Here is a 20353-nt window from a genome sequence, read left to right as displayed (position 1 = left end):
TTTTACTATTTTCGAGCTTCGATAATAGTCTTTTCTACGTTTCCTGGCACGATTTCGTAGTTACTAAATTCCATATCTACACTTCCTCGTCCCTTGGTCATTGATCGAACCTGACTTACATATCCGAACATTTCTGAAAGCGGTACTTTAGAAGTAATAACTTTAAGTCCTCCTGGGCGCTCAGTATCTCCTTCAATAAGACCTCGTTTTGCTGAAAGACTTCCAGTAATATCTCCAAAAAATTCTTGTGGAACTGTAACCACTACTTTCATAATAGGCTCCAAAATAACAGGTTTTGCACGCTTTGCACCGTCTTGGAAGGCCTGAGATCCTGCAATCTTGTATGCGAGTTCTGAAGAGTCCACATCGTGGTATGAACCGAATGTAAGTTCACAAGAAACATTTACCATCTTGAATCCTGCGAGAATTCCACGATCCATAGCTTCGTGCACTCCCTTTTCTACTGCAGGAATAAATTCCTGTGGAATAACTCCTCCCTTAATAGAATCGATGAATTCAAAGTCTTCATATCGCTTTACGTTCTTTGGCATCTTAGCACCCTCTACAAGCGGCTCCATTGGCTTAAGAGTGATTCGAACGTGTCCGTACTGACCTTTACCTCCAGACTGTTTGATGTACTTGTGTTCAGCCTCTGAAGTACCAGTAATGGTCTCTCGATATGCCACTTGTGGCTTACCTACGTTTGCTTCTACGCCGAATTCTCGTTTCATTCGATCAACCATGATTTCTAGGTGCAATTCACCCATACCTGAAATAATAGTTTCTCCTGTTTCTGTATTTGAACTGATCTTAAAGGTTGGATCTTCGTCAGAAAGCTTTTTCATAGCTGTACCCATCTTTTCCTGATCTGCCTTTGTTTTAGGCTCGATTCGCTGTGAAACCACAGGTTCTACGAACTTAATAGGGTCAAGAATAATAGGATTTGCTTCATCTGCGAAGGTATGAGAAGTTTTTGCAGTTTTAAGACCTACGGCTGCGGCAATTTCTCCAGCAAACACTTTTTTCACTTCTTCTCGCTTATCTGCTTGAAGTCGTACAATTCGGCCTAAACGCTCTTTATCTCCAGTAGATGCGTTGTAAATATAAGATCCTGCTTCAATTGTTCCTGAATATACTCGGAAGAAGGTAAGCTGACCTACGAATGGATCGTTTTGAAGTTTGAATGCAAGAGCGGCAAAAGGTTCTTCATCTGAGGCGTTTCGGAAGATTTCGGTAGTTCCATCCTTTGGATCAAGACCTCGAACTGGAGGAACATCCTTTGGACCTGGAAGATAATCGACAACTCCGTCGAGTACAAGCTGAACTCCCTTGTTTTTAAGGGCAGATCCAGTAAATACCGGAATAAGCTTTACCTGAAGGCAAGCCTTTCGTAGAACTGCTTTCAATTGATCAATAGGAAAGTCAGTTTTTCCATCAAGGTATGCTGTAAGCATCTCGTCATCTTGTTCTGCAATCTTTTCAACAAGAATAGCTCGATATTTCTCTGCTTCTGCCTTGTAATCCTCAGGAATTTCTTTTTCGATGATCTTAATACCCATATCTCCTTCGAAATAGTAGGCCTTCATTTTGAGAAGGTCGATAACAGCTTCGAAATCTGATTCAGTTCCAATTGGAATTTGAACTCGAACTGCGTTTGGATTGAGTCGATCAATAATAGATTGGAATGATCGATCAAAACTTGCACCCATTCGATCAAGCTTGTTGATGAAACAGATTCGAGGCACATTGTCGTCATCGGCATATCGCCAGTTGGTTTCTGATTGAGGTTCTACACCTGCCACACCGTCAAATACCACTACGGCACCGTCGAGTACTCGCAATGAGCGCTTCACTTCTGCGGTAAAGTCGATATGTCCAGGAGTATCAATAACATTGAAACGATGCTTCTTTGAAACATCATCTCCCATGTATGAAGGATTCCAGAAACAAGTAATAGCAGCGGCGGTAATAGTAATACCTCGCTCTCGTTCCTGTTCCATCCAGTCGGTAACTGTTTCTCCTTCGTGAACTTCACCGATTTTATGGCTCATTCCTGTATAAAACAAGATTCGTTCTGACGTAGTGGTCTTACCTGCGTCGATGTGGGCAATAATACCGAAATTACGTACTCTTTCTAACGGATAGTCTCTTTGCATATAAACTGATTGATAATAAAAATTTTGAGGTGTGGCCTCTTAATAAGTAAGGGTGATTGTAATATAAACAAAGCGAAAAGTCTATATTATATCCTCAGGTTGTCGAATTAAAGTTAGTTCTCGCTTTTTTAATACATCATTAATTGAACCAATTACATATCCAACCAAGAAATATGCAATAGTATTACCTAAAACACCCATAATAATACCCAAAGACGGAAAACCTGTAGCTAAAAGTATTCCCGGAAGAGATATTACTAGTAGAACGAAGCCTGCCATAGAGAAATCACCTAATCCATCTACGTTTTGTACCGTCGCAAAATGAGTGATTATCAGCAATCCAGCAATCATTAAGTACAGAGCTAATGTAATTAATCCAAATTTATAGCGGAATGGTAGGTTTTTCATACCTCAAGTATAACAAAACCCCGAGAAATCGGGGTTTTGTGTGGGGATATCTAAATTTCAGGAGATTACCAAGCAAAGTGGGCGAATGCTTTGTTAGCGTCGGCCATCTTGATAGTGTTTTCACGCTTCTTGATAGCTTCACCTTCATTCTTTGATGCTGCAATGAGTTCATCAGCGAGCTTTTGAGCCATAGGAGCGCCCTTTTTGCCTCGTGCTGCGTCGATAATCCATCGGAGAGCAAGTGCTTGCTTTCGTTCCGGTCGAACTTCTCGAGGAACCTGGTAGTTTGCACCTCCAACTCGTCGTGATCGTACTTCCATTGCTGGTCCTACGTTTCGAAGCGCTTCTTCAAATACGATAAGTGGATCTTCTACCTTAGCCTTTTCCTTAATAACATCAAAAGCTCCGTAGACAATCTTTCGAGCTGCATTCTTCTTACCCATTTCCATTACGCAGTTCACCAATTTAGCAACCTTTTCTGAGTGATAGATAGGATCTGGTGGAAGAATATGCTTCTTTTTAAGTTTTCGTCGCATGATTAATTAATGTTATTTAGTCTTAGGCTTCTTAGTTCCGTATGCTGATCGCTCCTTTCGTCGCTTTTCAACGCCTGCAGTATCGAGAACGCCTCGAACAATAGTGTATCGAATACCAACATCCTTTACCTTTCCTCCTCGAAGTAATACTACTGAGTGTTCCTGAAGGTTGTGTCCTTCTCCTGGAATGTAGGCTGTAACTTCCATTCCGTTGGTAAGTCGTACTCGGGCAATCTTTCGAACCGCTGAGTTAGGCTTCTTAGGAGTCTTTGTTGTTACCTTTGTGCATACACCTCGCTTAAAAGGAGATGGGAAATATACAGGTCGGTTCTTAATCGTGTTGAAAGAACGTTGTAATGCAATAGCTTTTGGCTTTCGCACAACCTTCTGTCGGTTTCGTTTGATGAGTTGATTTACTGTTGGCATATTTATTAAAAATGTAGACAGTACTGTACTACAGGCGATTTAAAAAAGCAAGCAAACTGCTTTAAAATACGCCTACAGATTCAATCCTGTTAACACCTGTGTTAGGTAAAGTATAGCAGATCCAAGGATATTTCCAAATGTAGGGACAAGAATCAGTATAAGGATCAAAATCATTGAATATTGTTCAAGCTGTCGGCGGATATGCATCCATTTAAATGGTAGAAATGCAAAAAGCACCTTTGAGCCATCAAGTGGTGGAATGGGAATCATATTAAACAGCGCCAAACCAAGGTTCACAATGATAATTTGTTGAGCAAGACTCATAAATACTATATTGCCAATCTCTAATCGTATAAAGACTACAAAAAACAATGCTATGAGAATATTAGATAATGGCCCAGCTAGAGCCACAAAAAGCTCTCCCCATCGCTGATTCCTGAGGTTATAAGGGTTATAAGGTACCGGTTTTGCCCAACCAAAAGGAAACCCTGCAATACTAGTAACAATTGGAACAAGCACAGAACCTATCGGATCTAAGTGTTTTAATGGATTTAACGTAAGTCGACCTTCGTATTTTGCTGTGGGATCTCCCTGCACATCAGCAGCATAGCCGTGAGCTACTTCGTGAATGACAACCGACATTAAAACGATAATGATGTAAATAATGATTAATTCCATTGCTCTGTCTTGCGTTATTTATAACCTCATGATACTATCATTTGCACTAACTTACCACATATATGGCAAAGACTTGTCCCGTAATGAAAATAGGATCTCGAATGGGTGGAGGATACTCTAACCGAACTCGAGCAACTCAGTACAATCCAACTGGAAAAGTACGAAAGTACCCAAACCTTCAAAAGAAGAAGATCTTTATTCCTGAAATGAATAAACACATCATCTTGACCCTTTCAACTAAAGCAATCAAGACGATCAACAAGAACGGAGCATACGCAACACTTAAGAAAGCAGGAGTATTATAGAAGAAACAAAAAATCCCCTCTCCGGGGATTTTTTGTTGGCTAAATTATTGTGAATATCTATCTTTATCTCGTGTAATAACTTTATCAAAGCTTTTCCGAATAGCAGTATCTAAATTAATGTTATGACTATTTGCATAGCAAATTAGTGTATAGATAATATCACCCAACTCTTCTTCGACATCTTGCTCTAGCTCAGTAGCCTTTTTCTTTTTGGGACCATACGTGTGATTTACTAATCGAGCGAATTCACCTCCTTCTTCAAAGAGCCGCGCTAATATCTCATGTGGCTTCCAGTAGTCCCACTTATTATCTTTAAACCATTGATCAAGTTCTTGTTGATAGCGTTCCATTCCATAACTATACGCTCATCTTTTTATTTCTCAAATGATGTCGCAACGTTTATTCCATCAAGTTTTAAGGTAATCATTCCATGCTCATAAGTACCGAAAACAGGCACACCGAGTTTTTTAAAAACATCAGTTGTCTCAGAATGCGGATGTCCGTACCTATTTTTCTCTCCTGCTGAAATTATTGCGAACCTAGGATTAATAGCCTCTACAAATTTCTCTGATGACGATGTCTTAGAACCATGGTGACCGACTTTAAGCACATCGCTTTTTAAATCATGTGGATTTAAACTTACTAAATATTCTTCAGAACTTTTTGGAGCATCACCAGTGAACATAATTTCATTATTTTTATACACTAATTTTGCAAGGACTGACCCATCATTAGTTGTCTCTTTTGAGACATCTTTATCTGGATACAAAATGTGAAGATCTGCTCCTCCTCCCAAATGGATAATCATATTTCTTTTCAGGAGTGTGGTTGAAGCATGTTCATGTGCGACTTCTTCTTTAAAAACTTTATATGTTTGTGAGGGTGAATATGTTCCTGGCTCTGCAACATATTTCACATCATATCCTTTTAGTACATCGATGAATCCTGCATAGTGATCGGTGTCAGGATTGGTTACTAAAAGCATATCGAGTGACCGATCATAAAATGGAATTACTTTTCTTAATTCTCCAAGCACTGCATGAGGTGGTCCACCATCAATCATAATTTGATTACCTGTTGGCGACTGGATGTAGATTGCATCACCCTGTCCAATATTTAAAAACGATACTGTCACCTCTCCAGAATTTCTTTCACACAGATAGACATACCAAATAAAAATATTTGAAAGTAATAAAAGGCTTACAAAAATTATTCTTGAGTATTCTTTTAATGTATTCACTCACTAAGTATAAAAAATGGAGATGAAGAAAAAATAAAAAAGCTCACGCCTAGGCGTGAGAGTTTGTGGTCTGAGACCAAGTTGTCGACTCTTCTATCAACCTACCGTTCGCATCGAAGAGTCCGATAATTGCGAGCGGTCCCTGCGTTGATGGCGTGGTCACAAGTTCGTGAACTTCACGGCCATCCTCGAGTTTATAGGTGAAGAGATCTTCTTTTCCTTCACCGCAAACATCGAAGCTGCCGTGTCGCTCGCGTTTGGTTGCACTCGCTAGGAGTGCCAATGACCAGGCATTGAGCCGAAATGAACGGTCGTCGGTATGTGGTAGAGACATCCTATCTCCCAAGAACGTGAAGTGATTCCCCTCTGTGCGAGGATATCACATTTTTTAAAAAATAAAAGTGAAAGTATTCTTTCTTGTGAGAGTCTGTTAGGATATACCCATTACCAATTAGCTCACGCACATGAATCAGTACCAAGAACAAAAATTCAGTATCGGTGAATTGAAAGGAATCTCAGCAAAAAACATTGAGGAGCATTTGAAGCTCTACGCAGGGTATGTAAAACATGCAAACCTCATCCTTACCAAGATTGGTGAATACATGAGTGACTCAGAAAAAAATGCCTATGTCCTCAGTGAACTCCAGCGACGTTTTAGTTTCGAGTTCAATGGACTTCGAAATCACGAATATTATTTTAAGTCTCTTGAAGGAGGAGCAAAACCTCTACCTCAAGGATCACTCCTAAAATCTCAGATCGAGAAACAAGCTCCCTCATTTGATGCATGGCTTGTCGGCTTTAAGGCAATTGCTATGACAAGAGGAATCGGTTGGGCAATGTTGTACTGGGATCCTCACATGCAGCAGCTCACACACGCATGGGTTGATGAGCAGCACCTTGGTCAGCTCAATGGCCTTCCCCTCGTACTCGGCCTCGATATGTGGGAACACTCTTTCTATCTAGACTATCAAACAGCAAAAGCAAAATATGTTGATGCGTTTTTCGAAAATCTTAATTGGGAAATTATTGAAGAAAACTTTAAGAAGGCATCACAAGCCTAAACAAGTTACACAACTGCTGTGTAACCAAACAGATGCTCCTCATGATGAGGGGCGTCTGTTTTTTTATGTCACACGGCACTTAGCACCCCCTCCCCCGACATTTTGTATTTTTATGGATAGTTGTGAGTACCGTTACACATCACTTTATGTTTTCTTTATCAAAAGTTTATTTTGTTTATATTAGCCATCTATTTATTTTTCACCTCTCCCCCGACCAATTTTTTTTGTGAAGAAAAACATTGATTAGTATGTTTCATCCCGAGCTACATTTTCGTAAAACTTTTTTATGATCACTGCGTAACAACCATATGACACTACTAGTAACCACAAAGGGAAGAATGGAAGAGTAACGGATGCAAACGGAAGTGCCGCAAATATGTGCACTGTTGTGAGAGTGTATCTTAAAAAGACAAATGCGAGATACCCAAGTAACGTTGCGAGTAACGGAACAAACATACCCACCATACCTGTTATGAAACATACGAGCATAGTAAGTGGAATAACTAACGTAAGCAGAACATTTGCAGGTAATGAAACTACGCTAAACACTCCTGATGTATACAGAAGAAACGGTGTAACAAATAATTGAGCTGCAATTGTGGCAGTACTGATTTCTCGCAATTTATAACGTTCTGTAACCCAATGCATGTGTTTCTCAACAATTGGTGAAACATAGATGAGCCCGATAGTAGCAAGAAACGATAATTGAAATGATGGATCGAATACGAGAAGCATCGGGTTTACTACAACCATGCCGCATCCAGTAATACACAGTGCCCGAGTGACTGTGTAACGTCGATGAAAAAGTTTTGAGAATACTACTAAGATTGCCATCACTGCACCTCGCACCACGGTAGCAGATGCTCCCGCCATAATGGTGAATAACACGATTCCAAGAATCCCAAGTGAAGAAGCAATAATAAAAGGTAGTGAAGCACAGATGATCATAATTCCTTCGGCAACGATCGTCATGTTGTATCCAGAAAGTACAACTACTTGAAGTGTTCCGGATTTTTGAAAATCTTCTTCCACTGACTTTGGTAGTGCTCGTTTGCCTGCGATGGTGATTCCTGCTCCAAGTCGCGATTCGGGAAATGGTATTGCTTGGTCAATCGAATGTATATATTTTTTCTTGAGTGCTAGTAGCCAACTGGCAACAGCATTTCCATTATCATGAGAAATAATTTCCACCTGACTTTGAGGCATGATGTAAAATATTTTATCTTTTGCTAAAAAAGAAATGTAGTTAAATTCTCTGCCTGTATCTCCTTCAAAATTTTCAGGCTCTTGAAGCACCCCCTTAATCTGAACTTCGTCACCATATGCGACACGTGAGTATGGAAAATCTGAAACAAGAATCTTTGTCGGCTTTATCAGTTTTTCTTGACCCAATTCTCGTAACTCTAAAATAAGTCTAACTGATGTGCTTCTCTCTTCTGGATCACTCACAACTACTCCCTTCCCTTCTATTTTCTGTTCAACAAAACTTTTCAAAACAGCATCACCACTGTCATGTTCAAAAATGTTGTACCGAACTATTCCAATACACGCACTCATCACCAACGCAATGATGAGCGACGTGTGCGAATAAACTTTTACATTTCGTCGTTCGTGAATTTGATGCGTAAAATACATCCATATCAAAATTAATATAGATATGCCGACCGAAATAAAACACACACCATTCTCTATGCGAACAAACGAACGAATGAGTACACCAGAGATGAATCCAAAAATTACTGGAAGCAATAACGAGTGCCTCATACGAAAAACTTTATCTCTTTCGAGATAAAGTTTTCTTAAAGAAATTATTTAGATTTTCTAAACGAGGCAATTATAGTTTCCTCATCTTCACGTGAAAGTGCTTTTTTAAATTTTGCTGGTTTACCTTTTACTCGAGCTTCACATTCTGCCCATGTGCGATGAGTTTTGATTTCTCCATTTATCATGCTGATGTATGAATATGCTTTTGCATTTGAATGCGCGCGTTTAAAATCTTTTACTTGTTTCACTACTCTGTTTGGAGTAATAGTAAAAATATCTACCTTGTAATCACCTGCCGCTCCATTGAATAATTTAATTTCTTTTTCAAATGTATATGCTGTTGCGATTTCATCTACTCGTTCATTTCCAGGCACTCCACTATGTCCTGAAACATGTCGCCAGGTTGTCGTGCTATGTGAACTTCTACTCTTTTCTAGATTAAAAAGTTCTTGCCATAAATCTTTGTTGATGACTTCAGTTTTAGTTGCAGTCCGCCAATTATTCTTAACCCAGCCATGCACCCATTTTGTAATTCCTTGAATCACATAACTCGAGTCGGTATGGATTACTGCTGGTGATTGAAAATTTTTTACATGCTTCAAAGCTTGAATAGCGGCTTGAAGTTCCATTCGATTATTTGTTGAGTGACTTTCTCGTCCTCCTAATTCTCTAACATTTGCATCAGGTGTTGCAACAATTGCTCCCCATCCCCCAGGACCTGGATTACCTGATGAACTGCCGTCGGTATAAATAATTATTTCTTTCGTATTCATAATTGAAGATAGTATAGCATCAATAAAAAAAGAGAGCTGTTAGCCCCCTTGCTTTGCTGGTTTCTTGTTCTCTGCGAGCTCCACGATTCGCGCAGCGATCTCACCGAACGCCCGCTGCTGTGTCGGGTTGAAAGGTGCCCTCAAGACATGCGTCTCTTGGGCAACCTTCGACTTGCACATCAGCTGTGTGGGCTTACCCCATCTCTGCAAGTAGCCCTGCCCGGTAAGCCCGTTTACGATCTCGGTCATCCGCCGCGAGCTGGTCTGCTCCGGACCGATCCGAAACGGAATGAACATCGAACCACTGTACTTTCCGGCTGCCTCGCCAAGAACCTTCAGGAGACTTACCTCCGTGAATATTGCACTAGGAACGAGGTATGTGAGAATCCCGAGCACGAGCTTCCGATCGTCGATGCCAGTGGGAACCCTTCCGACATCAATCGCACTAAGAACAGTTGCCATGCGGTCTCTCCGGTTGGAACTTCTGAACCTCGACAACTATACCTAATAGAAATATTTGAGCAACTAGATTAGATCTACAATTCTCATCCGTAATTCTGTTTTTCCTCCGAACATAGACTTTTCAAGTGTAGCCACGAGATCGATATTCTTCCCTTCTTTGGGAGTATTTGCAAAATCTTCAGGTTTCATGAAAAAGCCAATAGATTTAATTATTTTATTATTTGAATTTTTGAACGAAAGCTCAAGATGTTCTTGATGTTTCCCAAACATCTTTACCCCAGAAATAGTAACTTTGGGAAACAAAAAAGTGGGCTTTGGATTACCCATTCCAAAGGGTGCTAATTTTTCTATATGATTATACAGCTGCCATGTTACCTCATCGAGGGTAAGTACAGCATCAAGCATTTCTGGTTCTGGTTCAAGCTTGGCCGTATTCATTGCCGCAAACGAGCTAACTAATGCTTCTTCTAAATGATGAATCTTTTCATGATCCACTGAAAAACCTCCCGACATTTTGTGCCCTCCACAATCAATAAATGCATGGCGTGCACCAGCCATAATTTGTGTGAGATCTGAAACCCCATCAGATCGGCATGATCCTTTAATATGAACTCCTTCCTCTCTTCCCCACAAAAAGACCGGTTTATTATGTTCTTCGGCAATAGTATTTGCAGCCAATCCTAAAATTGCAGGCCGCCATGCAGGGTTTCCCAAAACAATCACTCTCTGATTTCTAAAATGTTCTTCTCGTTCCAGCATGACCTTTTTTACTTCTTTTACCAACGTAGCAACTAGTGTTTTTCGTTCTTTATTTATTTCATCGAGATGCTTAGCAAAACCATGTGCTGTAGGTTCATCAGTTTCAGAAAGCAGCATAAACGCATCTTTAGGAATTCCCATGCGAGATGCAGCATTAATACGTGGTGTTATCATAAAGCCCACATCATCTTCTGTAATATATGCCTGATTCATCTTCATGATAGAAAGAAGCTTAATCAAACCTGGCCTGCGGGACTTTCTCAAAACTTTTAGGCCATAATATGCAAGTACTCTGTTTTCACCATGAAGTGGCACCATATCTGAAAGCGTTGCCAATCCTGCCATATCCAAAAACCATTTCTCAGCTCCCTCTTTTAGATCAAAACGCTTTTTCTTCAAAACTGCCTGGACTAATTTAAACGCCACACCAGAACCACACAGATAATCAAAAGGGTATTCACAATCTTTCTGTTTTGCATTTACTATTGCATACGCAGGAGGAAGCTCGGGCCCAGCTTCATGATGATCAGTAATAATCACATCTATTCCAAAGCTATTTGCACTTTTTACTTCATCAACATCCACGATCCCACAATCTAATGTAATCATGAGATTAACGCCCTGTTCTTTAAATTTATCAACTGCTTCTAAGTGAAGTCCAAAACCTTCAGTATGACGATGTGGAATATAAACTTCAAAATTTGTAAAACCTATAGCCTTAAAAAAGTCATGCATAATAACTGCAGCAGGAATTCCATCAGCATCATAGTCACTATAGATAAGTACCTTTTCGTTGTTCTCTATCGCCCGTAAAATTCGTTCTACCGCTTTATCCATATCTTTATGAAGATATGGATCATGCACTCCAGTCTCAAAATTTGGATTTAAAAATGTATGTGCAGCTTCAGGAGTTGTAACATCTCTATAATAGAGTAATTTTCGTATGAGTTCTGGATATGCTAGAAGAGCTTGATCAATGTCTCTAGGAATGTCATTACGTACTACATACTTTTTCATCCAGGCATTTTAGCATTATAATGATACCCATGGACACTTGTATTTTTTGTAAAATCATTCGTGGTGAAATACCGTCTCATAAAGTATATGAAGATGATCAGTTTTTTGCCTTTTTAGATATTCACCCTCAATCTGCTGGTCATGTTCAAGTAATTCCTAAAGATCATTACCGATGGGTGTGGGATGTGCCAAACGCGGGAGCATACTTTGAAGTAGCACAAAAGATTGCTGTGGCTCAGAAGAAGGCTTTTGGGGTAGAAGCAGTATGGAGCAAGATTATGGGAGATGAAGTGCCCCATGCTCATATTTGGGTCTTCCCGAGTGTTCCTGAAATGAAAGGCAAAGGTGATGCTCAAGCATTTGAAGAAAATGCAGAAAAGATTAAAAAAGCACTCTAGTGAGAGTGCTTTTTGCTATATTATTTTAAGGCTTGAAGTCCGGGAAGTGTCCCCGCTCCTAGAAAGTCGAGCATCGCTCCTCCTCCCGTTGAGACAAAACTAAATTTATCTTCTATTTTAAGATCCATAATTGCAGCAAGAGTATCTCCTCCTCCCACCACGGTTAATGCATCACTTTCAGAAATCATTCGAGCCAAACGTAGCGTTGGTTCTTTGTACCCCTTCTCATAATTTCCAAGTGGTCCGTTCCATAAGATACACTTCGCCGCTTTAATTTTTTCCTGAAGCTGCACCAAGGTCATTTCACCAACATCAAGCATTGCTTCATTATCAGACAGCTCATTTGGTTGTTTTTCTGCAGTACCTGTTTCAGATACGGCAACAACATCAGCAGGAAGCATGATCTTTTGATCTACTGCATATCCTGAAAGATTAATGTCAGATTTTGATACTAATGAAGTTCCCACATTAAAGCCTTTTGCTTTGAATAAATCGTTTGCTAGTGCTCCACCAATAAATATTGTATCGGCAATTGGTAAAAACTTTTCTACCAAAGGAAGCTTAGTATCAAATTTTGCACCTCCTAAGATAAACAAAAATGGATGTGGTGGATTGAAACACTTAGTAAGATTCTCTACTTCTTCTTCAAACTGAAAGCCAAGATACCCTGGAAGAAATGCAGGAACACCAACAACAGACGCATGCTTTCGGTGAGATACAGAGAATGCATCATTTACATATAATTCCCCAATAGATGCAAGCTTTTCTACAAAGTCTGGATCATTTTTTTTCTCACCATCATACAATCGAAGGTTTTCAAATAATATTATTCGTCCTTCAGGAAGAGCTGCAAGCTTATCCTTTCCCTCTTCTACACAATCTTCACAAAATTCTACTGGATGTGTCTTTTTAAGTACTTCATATACTGGTTTTAATGAATCACTTTCTCCTTCGATATGAGCAATAATTCCAATACGTGCCCCACCTTTCACCAAAAAATCTAATGTGGGAATAGCCTTTCTGATTCTGAAATCATCAACTACAGCGCCATTTTGTACCGGGACATTAAAATCAAATCGTACAAGTATTCTTTTTCCCTTAATATCACCAATGTCCTTAAGTGTTTTATATTCCATATATTAGATAGAGTTAGCAATAGCGAGAATCTCTCCAAAACTCTTTGGATCAAGTCCTTGTCGTCCCACAAGCAAACCATCCACTTCTCCATCCTTCATAATGCCCAATGCGTTTCCAGGTTCCACTGCACCTCCGTAAAGTAGTGGAACTGATACTGACTTTGTTACATACAACTCAATCAATGTCTTCTTTATAAAAATACTCATTTGGTGAATATCATGAGCGTCCATTGCCGTTGCAGCACCAATCGCCCATACAGGTTCATATGCAATAACTATTTTTGAAAGATTTGCCTTTGAAACTCCATTAAGCGCCTGATGTATCTGATCTTTAATAACACTTAAATATTTACCTTCATCATCTCGAGTTGTTTCACCAATACAAATAATAGGAGTAATTTTTGAGGCAAGAGCTACAAGAACTTTTTTATTTACCGCTTCGTCTGTTTCACCCATCTTTCGTCGTTCTGAGTGACCGATAATAGTATGAGTTACTCCCAAACCAGCAAGCATTGGAGCAGCTACTTCACCAGTATAAGATCCTTTTTGTTCTGTTGAGATATTTTGCGCGCCAATAGCAACTATTCCCTTTCCATTCTTAGAAAGGACATATTGAGTGTATACAAATGGCGGGCAAACGACGGTAGTTACATTTGATAATTTCTTTGTCGCTCCAACCGTTCCTTTAATAATCGCTTCAACATCTTTAAGAGTCGCAGGATTCATTTTCCAATTAGCGACAATAATCTTTTTTGAATTTTTCTTGCTCTTTGTCATTTGAGCATTGTACCAGGTTTACTGTATTTCTTTCCAGCTCGATATATTCCAGCCACCAGATGGGCCACTTGTAAAGCTCATATCAGCAAGTCCTGTTTCGTACGTTACGGTTGCACCTCCGTTTATAACGATCTTTTCAGCAACAAGAGATTTAGCACCTCCTCCACCGGTCATACTCAATGTTCCCCATTGTGCATTTAAAACTACAGCTCCAGCACCTCCACCAAGATCTACCGCATTATGTGTTCCACAATATGAAGCCGCCGGGCAAATACTTGTAGTTACCAACAAAGGGAAACTTCCTGTTGTTCCAGAACCTGCAAAATTTCCTCCACCATCAAGATCTATATAACCATCAGTTACTACTACCCCACTACTTGATCCGTAAGTTGAAGCAAGGCTTACAGAAGCTCCACTTGAAACAGTAATATTTCCGACTACCCACGTTGTCCCTTTAATTACGTGTCCAGTTGACCCAATAGTAAAGTTTCCCCCAACTTTCATAGGGCCAGCTTTCAATGTTCCTCCAGAGGTCACTGTTACACTTCCATCTACAATCACACCTGTTAAATCAGCTGTCCCTCCTCCGTTAATAAGCAAATTGCCGGTAACTCGCTTTAGTGTAGTTGTTGTAGTACCTGCCGATCCAATTGTAAGATTACCTGAGTATGTCCATCCTGTACCAACATCTATAGATTGCTCTTTCCAATCAGCAATATTTGCATCAGATATTGGAAATGTAGAAGGAGATGGATCGGGCTTCGAGGTATTACATGTTTTATTATTATATGTTCCAGTCTGGCAATAAAGGGCTCCTGTTACAGATGCTCCCTGCACAGTATTTGCCCAAGCTTCTCCACCAATTGTAACTCCTCCTGCATAAGTATCTCCTCCAATTACTGAATTAAGTCCTCCAAGGTACATTTTAAAATAGATATCTAAGCCAGATGGAGTGGTAGTTGTCCAACTTGTCCCATAACGACCGATTTTTGCTTCTTTCCCTGATCCATATGAAGAATTCGCACCAATACTATAATAGTTACTTGCGTTTTGTGTACTATTATCTAGAACCAACCAATACGTTTGTGTTGGATCTAGTACTGGATTTGAAGGGAAACTTACTTCTGCCCATCCAAATGAAGTAGTTACTTGTGAAGCTGCGAGCGTACCGTTTGAGGTAAGCATATTTGAAGTACTTGGTGAACCACTGCTGTCAGTTACAATTCTCACGGTGGCATCAGACGGTGTTCCTACTTTTTTAATATATAACTGTATTTTATTTAACGGTGAAGAGGTTGATACAGTAAAACTCTGAGCAATATCTTGAGAAGCTGTAACATTTCTAAAAGAAATACAGTTTGAAGTAGTACAGGTTGCTATTGTTGATGGAGAATCATTTGTTTGATCTGCATTTAAGGCAGCACTATTTGCAGCAATTGCAGAACCAGTAATATTTACACTTCCAGTTGCAAGAATAGATCCATTAGCTTGAACGTTTCCATTTATTCTGGCGCCTCCACTCATCACATATCCCCCTACTCCTGCTTGGATACCATAATTAAATGATGCTCCTTCGCCGGTAATGAGCTGTGCCTGCATCTTTCTAACTATTCCACCTCTATTTGCTGTAGTCTCAATAATTCTTCCATTTGATGTTGTCGTAAGCGCAATAGTTGTAGTGTAGCCATTTACAACAACAGTGTCACCAGACACAAGACTCTTATTTGTTTGAACACGATAAAACGCATCCTCAAGTGCACCTTCTGCAAGATAGAAACTTTCTTTTGATCGGACAGTATCTTGAGCAATTTTTACTTGCTTTAATATTGGTGTAGCGATTCCTAATACTATCGTAGAAGATATGACCAAGAAAAAGATAACTGCTGTAAGCATTGCAAACCCAGCATGTGATGAATGAAGCTTTATCATGATCCTTTCAAAATAATTGTTGAATGATATGTCTTTGATTTGGTCACATTCCCTTTTGTTGCCTGTAATGTCATATCGATTTTTACGGCGTCGGTAGAGCTGCTTGTAAGCTTCCTAAATATCAATGAAGTTACCGTTACATCAGAACCGGTGAGCGGCCCATAATAGGCATTATTCACATCCATCTTTACACTATTTGCTGATATATAAAATCTTGTAGTTGTAGAAACGCTATTTTGAGTTTGCGTAATTGAAAGCACACCAGGCGAACTTCCCATAGTACTTAAGCCATCATTTACTTGTGTTCCTGCTCGAATATCACGAGTCATTCGTTCCATTGCAGTAATGGCAGAACGCTCAAGTACTCGCAATGCCGAAACTTGTCGATATGAGGCACTAAAAGAGACAAGCACACTCACTATTATTATGAATATTCCCGATAAAATACTTATGTAAATAAGCATTTCTATAAGTGAGAATCCTGTACTTGTTTTTTTATGAAATAAATTATGCATTAATTGCTATAAATATCGGCTATATACGTTGTCATGCTTTTTGTTGTCGTTGCCTTTCCTTCTCGATATGAGAGATTTACGGTAATTTTTTTTGTATCAGCATCATACGTACCAGTGGTTGCAATTCGGCCGTTACTATCTCGAACAACATCTGTTATTGCGAATGTTCTTAAAAATTCAGCATCAATATATTGCATAGTGGTAGTTGCCTTCCAGTATGCAGCTGATGTATCCCATGCAAGATAATAGGTTGTAGTTGTGGAAAGCGGTTGAACATTTGTTGTCCAACTTTTATCACGAAGATATGTAACTGCTTCTAAACCTTCTTCTGCAAGATATGCGGCTTGTACATTCCTTTGATGTGCAAGCGCATATGAGATATACATACCAAACGCAGAGATAAGTGAGAGTATTCCTGTCACGATAATTGCAGAACCGATTACAATTTCGATTAGACCCATTCCACGGTTACGAAAATGACGCTGCATGTTAATTAGATTCAACTAATCCTGTTGCATATATTGTAACAGTTTTTGGACTAGAAGTAGCTGGGGACAAAAGTGTGATTGTCCCTGTATGAGATGCTTCTCCACTCAAACGAGAAAATACAATACTAGTACTACTACTAGTAAGACCTATGTTTGAAATTGAAACTTGTGGATTGAATGTATATACATTATTTGATGAACTTACTGCTGAGTAAGTAGTTCCTGTAAATAGAGTAATTGAGCTTGTTGCAAAATATACTCCGTACTGACTCGCATTATGTGAAGCGAGTGTCTGACTTCGAGCCTGACGCAACATATCCACTACAACCTGAGTATCTTTTTCAAGTGCCTCTTTTCGATTAAAACTACTAAGGCCAGTGATAATAATTGATGTAAGAATACTAATTATCGCAAGAACTATAATGAGTTCTATGAGTGAGAAACCTTTTTTGTTTTTATTAAAGATTGTTTCCAAGTGAGTAAATTGGACTCATCATCGTAATGGCAAAAAATCCCACTACAAGACCGATAAATACCATGAGAAACGGCTCAATGATCGATGACATATCTTTTGTCTTTTGATCTACTTCTGATTCATAAAAATTGGCTACACCCAAAAGCATAGGAGCTAGCTGACCCGTCTCTTCCCCTACTGATATCATCTCACCAACGAACGATGGATACAAATCCTCACGGCCATTAAAGACATGGGCAATTGTTTCTCCTTTTTGAATTTTTTCTTCTACGATACCTAATACTTCTTTATAATATGAGTTTTGCAACACATCAGCAGTGATTCGAGTTGCGACAACAACATCTACACCTGCTGTAAGTAACGATGATAATGTACGAGCAGTTCGCGCTGCATTTACTTGTTTTACAATCACACCAATGACTGGAATTCGTAAAAAAGCCCAGTCTAAAAATCGCTTTCCTTTAACACTCTTAAGCATCATATAAACTGCTGATGCCACAATGATAAATAATCCTGCAACAATAAAATAATGGTCTTTCAAAAAATCACTGGCAGCAATAACCATTTTTGTTGAAGCTGGCAATTCGGCATTCATTTCTTTAAATGTTGCTGAGAGTGTTGGCACAACATACGTAAGCATGAACACTCCAATACCTCCAACCGCAACAAGAATTACCGCTGGATACATGAGAGCACCTCGAATCTTTTGAGTGAGTTTGTACGAACTTTCCATCTGATTTGAAATCATTCGTAATGCTTGAGCTAAAGATCCTGACTCTTCCCCGGCTCGCACCATTGATGTCATCAAATTATTAAAGACCCCAGGATAATCTTTCATACTTTCACTCAGTGTACGCCCCTGACTAATGCTCTTTGTTATAGAGGCAATAATATCTTTAAACTTTTTCTGTCGAGTCTGTTTTTCGATGACATTTAATGCACGTGCCATTGATAGACCTGCTTCAATCATAGATCCTAAATTTCGAGCAAAAGTTATTTTATCTCGAGTTTTAACTTTGCGTGAGATAAATGGAATACTAAATCCTGCTTTTTTTTGTGAATCATTCACTTCTTCTGCGGCGACAAGGGTTTCTCCCTTCTCTCGAATAATTGCATATAAAGCAGCTTGATCAGAAGCCTGAACGGTTTCTTCAAGATGCTCGCCTGTTGCATTAATTATTCGTACTTTAAATGTTGCCATATTATTCACTAACTACACGGAAGACTTCTTCAATTGTCGTACTTCCAAGCACAGCTTGAAAAATCCCGTCTTCAATCATCGTAATCATCCCTTCCTTCTGTGCTTGTGCCTGAATGTCTTGTGCCGTTTTACCTTGCAAAATAAGTTCACGAATAGTATTTGTAATCTTTAAAACTTCGTGAATACCTATTCGGCCTTTAAAGCTTTCTTCCGGATCTGTGCCAGGTTTTGGTCGATAGAAAGGCACAGTATTCCATGTAGCTTTTGCATCAACAACTTTTTCTTCTTTAAGAACATTCAACACATTATCCATATTGATAATAGTTTGTAGTCGTTCTAATTCTGCTGGAGATAAGAAGTATTGTTCTTTTTCTCCAACTAATTTTCGAATAAGTCGCTGGCCAATAACTACACTCACAGTTGAAACGATAAGAAACGGTTCAACCTTCATATCCATTAATCGCGGAATAGCACCAGCTGCAGAGTTGGTGTGAAGGGTTGAAAGCACCAAGTGACCTGTAAGAGCAGCATTGATAGCCAAAGATGCTGTTTCATTATCTCGAATTTCTCCCACCATAATGATATCCGGGTCTTGTCGCACAAGAGATCGAAGTCCTGAAGAAAATGTAAATCCAATTTCAGGTTTTACCTGTGTTTGATTTACGCGTTTCATTTGATATTCAATAGGATCTTCTATAGTTGAAATATTTACATCTGGCGTATTCAAAATATCAAGCACGGTATATAGAGAGGTGGTTTTTCCAGATCCTGTTGGCCCAGTTGTTAAAATCATTCCACTGGCAAGTTGCGTTGCTGCATGAATTTGCTCAAGCCCTCGTCCGTGAAAACCTAAGACTTCAAGCGTAAAACCTGATACATTTTCTCGAAGTAATCGCATTACAGTCTTTTCTCCGTAATACACAGGAAGCATTGAAACTCGAAAAGATACTTTTTCGTTATTTACCTCAACTTTAAAACGTCCGTCTTGAGGCAAACGCTTTTCATCGAGCTTTAGATTTGATAGCACCTTCAAACGAGCCGTGATCGAGGCTCCAGCACTTTTAGGCAATACCATGGCATCTCTAAGCATTCCGTCGATTCGATATCGCACAATAACCTCTGTCTCTTGAGGCTCAATATGAATATCAGATGCATTTTGTAAAATCGCATGCTTTAAAAGTGTGTCTACTACTCGAACTACGGGTAGATCTTCAGCAATTTTCTTTAAATCGCTTTCACTTTGATTACCATCAGCTGATTTTTCAGCAATTGTTTTGAGTGTTCCTGCTTCTTTTTGAATAATATCTCCGAATTCAGCTTTAAGGGTCTTTTGATACTGCAAAAGAGCCGATTTCATTGACTCATTATCAGTAAGTCGAGGCAAAATGCGTAGTCGCGTCTTCTTTTTAATAAAGTCGATAGCAGAAAGATCTTCAGTATCAAGCATGGCAACCTCCATCGTATCCTCAGTCGCTTTAAAGGCTACAACATTGTGAGTTCGGGCAATCGGCTCAGGAATCATTGAAAGAACCTCAAAATTGAGCTTTTGTCCTTTAAGGTCAACGAATGGAATACCCAAAACATAAGCCTGCATCCGGCGTAATTCGTCATCTGTGACTTTTCCTTGAGCCACAAGAACATGTCCAACTGAAGCATTTGTCTTCTTAGCTTCAGCTTTAGCAGCTTCAATATCCGTTCGGGATACTAATCCAGAATCTAAGATGAATTCTAATAATTGTCCGTCTTCAATGTGCATAGAAATAGGCGTATGATAAGTATATCAGAGCTTGCTGTAATTAAGGGTGTGTATAACATCTATATATAGAGTATTGCGGATATTATTTGACAA

Annotated in this window: 22 protein-coding genes; 3 read left to right on the top strand and 19 right to left on the bottom strand. The window is 39.3% G+C overall.

The window, feature by feature from the left end:
• Positions 1-5: 5 nt before the first annotated feature.
• From fusA to V4519_00615, 5 genes are all read right to left on the bottom strand, one after another.
• Entirely contained in the window at positions 6-2156 is a 2151-nt protein-coding gene (fusA, locus tag V4519_00635; protein ID MES2436496.1) for an elongation factor G, read from the bottom strand.
• An 81-nt stretch (positions 2157-2237) separates the two neighbouring features.
• On the bottom strand, positions 2238-2564 hold the full coding sequence (locus V4519_00630) for a hypothetical protein (protein MES2436495.1): 327 nt from the start codon (positions 2562-2564) through the stop codon (positions 2238-2240).
• Between the two features lie 65 nt (positions 2565-2629).
• A complete protein-coding gene (gene rpsG / locus V4519_00625) occupies positions 2630-3100 on the bottom strand; it encodes a 30S ribosomal protein S7 (protein ID MES2436494.1) in 471 nt (156 codons plus the stop codon).
• A 12-nt stretch (positions 3101-3112) separates the two neighbouring features.
• Positions 3113-3526: a 30S ribosomal protein S12 gene (rpsL, locus tag V4519_00620; protein MES2436493.1), complete on the bottom strand. Its 414-nt coding sequence runs from the start codon at positions 3524-3526 to the stop codon at positions 3113-3115.
• A 72-nt stretch (positions 3527-3598) separates the two neighbouring features.
• Positions 3599-4204, bottom strand: coding sequence for a site-2 protease family protein (locus V4519_00615; protein ID MES2436492.1), 606 nt, complete (start codon positions 4202-4204; stop codon positions 3599-3601).
• A 62-nt stretch (positions 4205-4266) separates the two neighbouring features.
• Between V4519_00615 and V4519_00610 the strand changes: the two genes are divergently transcribed.
• Positions 4267-4509: a bL28 family ribosomal protein gene (locus tag V4519_00610; GenBank protein ID MES2436491.1), complete on the top strand. Its 243-nt coding sequence runs from the start codon at positions 4267-4269 to the stop codon at positions 4507-4509.
• Between the two features lie 44 nt (positions 4510-4553).
• Here the strand turns inward: V4519_00610 and V4519_00605 are convergent, their stop codons facing one another.
• Both V4519_00605 and V4519_00600 read right to left on the bottom strand, forming a co-directional pair.
• Positions 4554-4859 (bottom strand): MazG nucleotide pyrophosphohydrolase domain-containing protein, encoded by a 306-nt coding sequence (locus V4519_00605; protein MES2436490.1) that lies wholly within the window; start codon positions 4857-4859, stop codon positions 4554-4556.
• Between the two features lie 23 nt (positions 4860-4882).
• Entirely contained in the window at positions 4883-5749 is an 867-nt protein-coding gene (locus V4519_00600; GenBank protein MES2436489.1) for an MBL fold metallo-hydrolase, read from the bottom strand.
• Positions 5750-6213: 464 nt separating this feature from the next.
• On the opposite strand from V4519_00600, the gene V4519_00595 reads away from it, so the two are divergent.
• A complete protein-coding gene (locus tag V4519_00595) occupies positions 6214-6810 on the top strand; it encodes a Fe-Mn family superoxide dismutase (GenBank protein ID MES2436488.1) in 597 nt (198 codons plus the stop codon).
• Positions 6811-7053: 243 nt separating this feature from the next.
• On the opposite strand, the gene V4519_00590 is transcribed toward V4519_00595, so the two are convergent.
• From V4519_00590 to recJ, 4 genes are all read right to left on the bottom strand, one after another.
• Positions 7054-8574 carry a ComEC/Rec2 family competence protein gene (locus V4519_00590; protein MES2436487.1) on the bottom strand — a complete coding sequence of 507 codons (1521 nt, stop codon included), beginning with the start codon at positions 8572-8574 and terminating at the stop codon, positions 7054-7056.
• A 44-nt stretch (positions 8575-8618) separates the two neighbouring features.
• On the bottom strand, positions 8619-9347 hold the full coding sequence (gene rnhA, locus V4519_00585; GenBank protein MES2436486.1) for a ribonuclease HI: 729 nt from the start codon (positions 9345-9347) through the stop codon (positions 8619-8621).
• 39 nt (positions 9348-9386) lie between these two features.
• Entirely contained in the window at positions 9387-9809 is a 423-nt protein-coding gene (locus tag V4519_00580) for a hypothetical protein (protein ID MES2436485.1), read from the bottom strand.
• Positions 9810-9872: 63 nt separating this feature from the next.
• Entirely contained in the window at positions 9873-11585 is a 1713-nt protein-coding gene (gene recJ, locus V4519_00575) for a single-stranded-DNA-specific exonuclease RecJ (protein ID MES2436484.1), read from the bottom strand.
• Positions 11586-11614: 29 nt separating this feature from the next.
• Between recJ and V4519_00570 the strand changes: the two genes are divergently transcribed.
• The gene (locus tag V4519_00570; GenBank protein MES2436483.1) at positions 11615-11983 is read left to right on the top strand and encodes an HIT domain-containing protein; all 369 of its coding nucleotides are present in this window, start codon (positions 11615-11617) and stop codon (positions 11981-11983) included.
• A gap of 20 nt (positions 11984-12003) precedes the next feature.
• On the opposite strand, the gene V4519_00565 is transcribed toward V4519_00570, so the two are convergent.
• Genes V4519_00565 through V4519_00530 form a run of 8 tightly spaced genes read right to left on the bottom strand, consistent with a single transcriptional unit; the run spans position 12004 to position 20260 of the window.
• Positions 12004-13119 (bottom strand): phosphoglycerate kinase, encoded by a 1116-nt coding sequence (locus tag V4519_00565; protein ID MES2436482.1) that lies wholly within the window; start codon positions 13117-13119, stop codon positions 12004-12006.
• Between the two features lie 3 nt (positions 13120-13122).
• Positions 13123-13896 (bottom strand): triose-phosphate isomerase, encoded by a 774-nt coding sequence (tpiA, locus tag V4519_00560; GenBank protein ID MES2436481.1) that lies wholly within the window; start codon positions 13894-13896, stop codon positions 13123-13125.
• A gap of 18 nt (positions 13897-13914) precedes the next feature.
• A complete protein-coding gene (locus V4519_00555; protein ID MES2436480.1) occupies positions 13915-15825 on the bottom strand; it encodes a choice-of-anchor R domain-containing protein in 1911 nt (636 codons plus the stop codon).
• A complete protein-coding gene (locus tag V4519_00550; GenBank protein MES2436479.1) occupies positions 15822-16340 on the bottom strand; it encodes a hypothetical protein in 519 nt (172 codons plus the stop codon). Before V4519_00550 ends, V4519_00555 begins: the two co-directional genes overlap by 4 nt.
• The gene (locus V4519_00545) at positions 16340-16828 is read right to left on the bottom strand and encodes a hypothetical protein (protein MES2436478.1); all 489 of its coding nucleotides are present in this window, start codon (positions 16826-16828) and stop codon (positions 16340-16342) included. The genes V4519_00550 and V4519_00545 overlap by 1 nt, the downstream gene beginning before the upstream one ends.
• Position 16829: 1 nt before the next feature.
• Complete coding sequence (locus tag V4519_00540) at positions 16830-17303, bottom strand: prepilin-type N-terminal cleavage/methylation domain-containing protein (GenBank protein MES2436477.1); 474 nt, start codon at positions 17301-17303, stop codon at positions 16830-16832.
• Positions 17287-18504: a type II secretion system F family protein gene (locus V4519_00535; protein ID MES2436476.1), complete on the bottom strand. Its 1218-nt coding sequence runs from the start codon at positions 18502-18504 to the stop codon at positions 17287-17289. The genes V4519_00540 and V4519_00535 overlap by 17 nt, the downstream gene beginning before the upstream one ends.
• Position 18505: 1 nt before the next feature.
• Entirely contained in the window at positions 18506-20260 is a 1755-nt protein-coding gene (locus tag V4519_00530; protein ID MES2436475.1) for a GspE/PulE family protein, read from the bottom strand.
• Between the last annotated feature and the right edge of the window lie 93 nt (positions 20261-20353).

Source organism: Patescibacteria group bacterium, assembly GCA_040387855.1.
Lineage (GTDB): Bacteria > Patescibacteriota > Minisyncoccia > Phycocordibacterales > JAKAEA01 > JAZKCY01.
The sequence above is the reverse complement of the archived record's forward strand: the minus strand, read 5'-3'. Positions and strand labels throughout refer to the sequence as shown.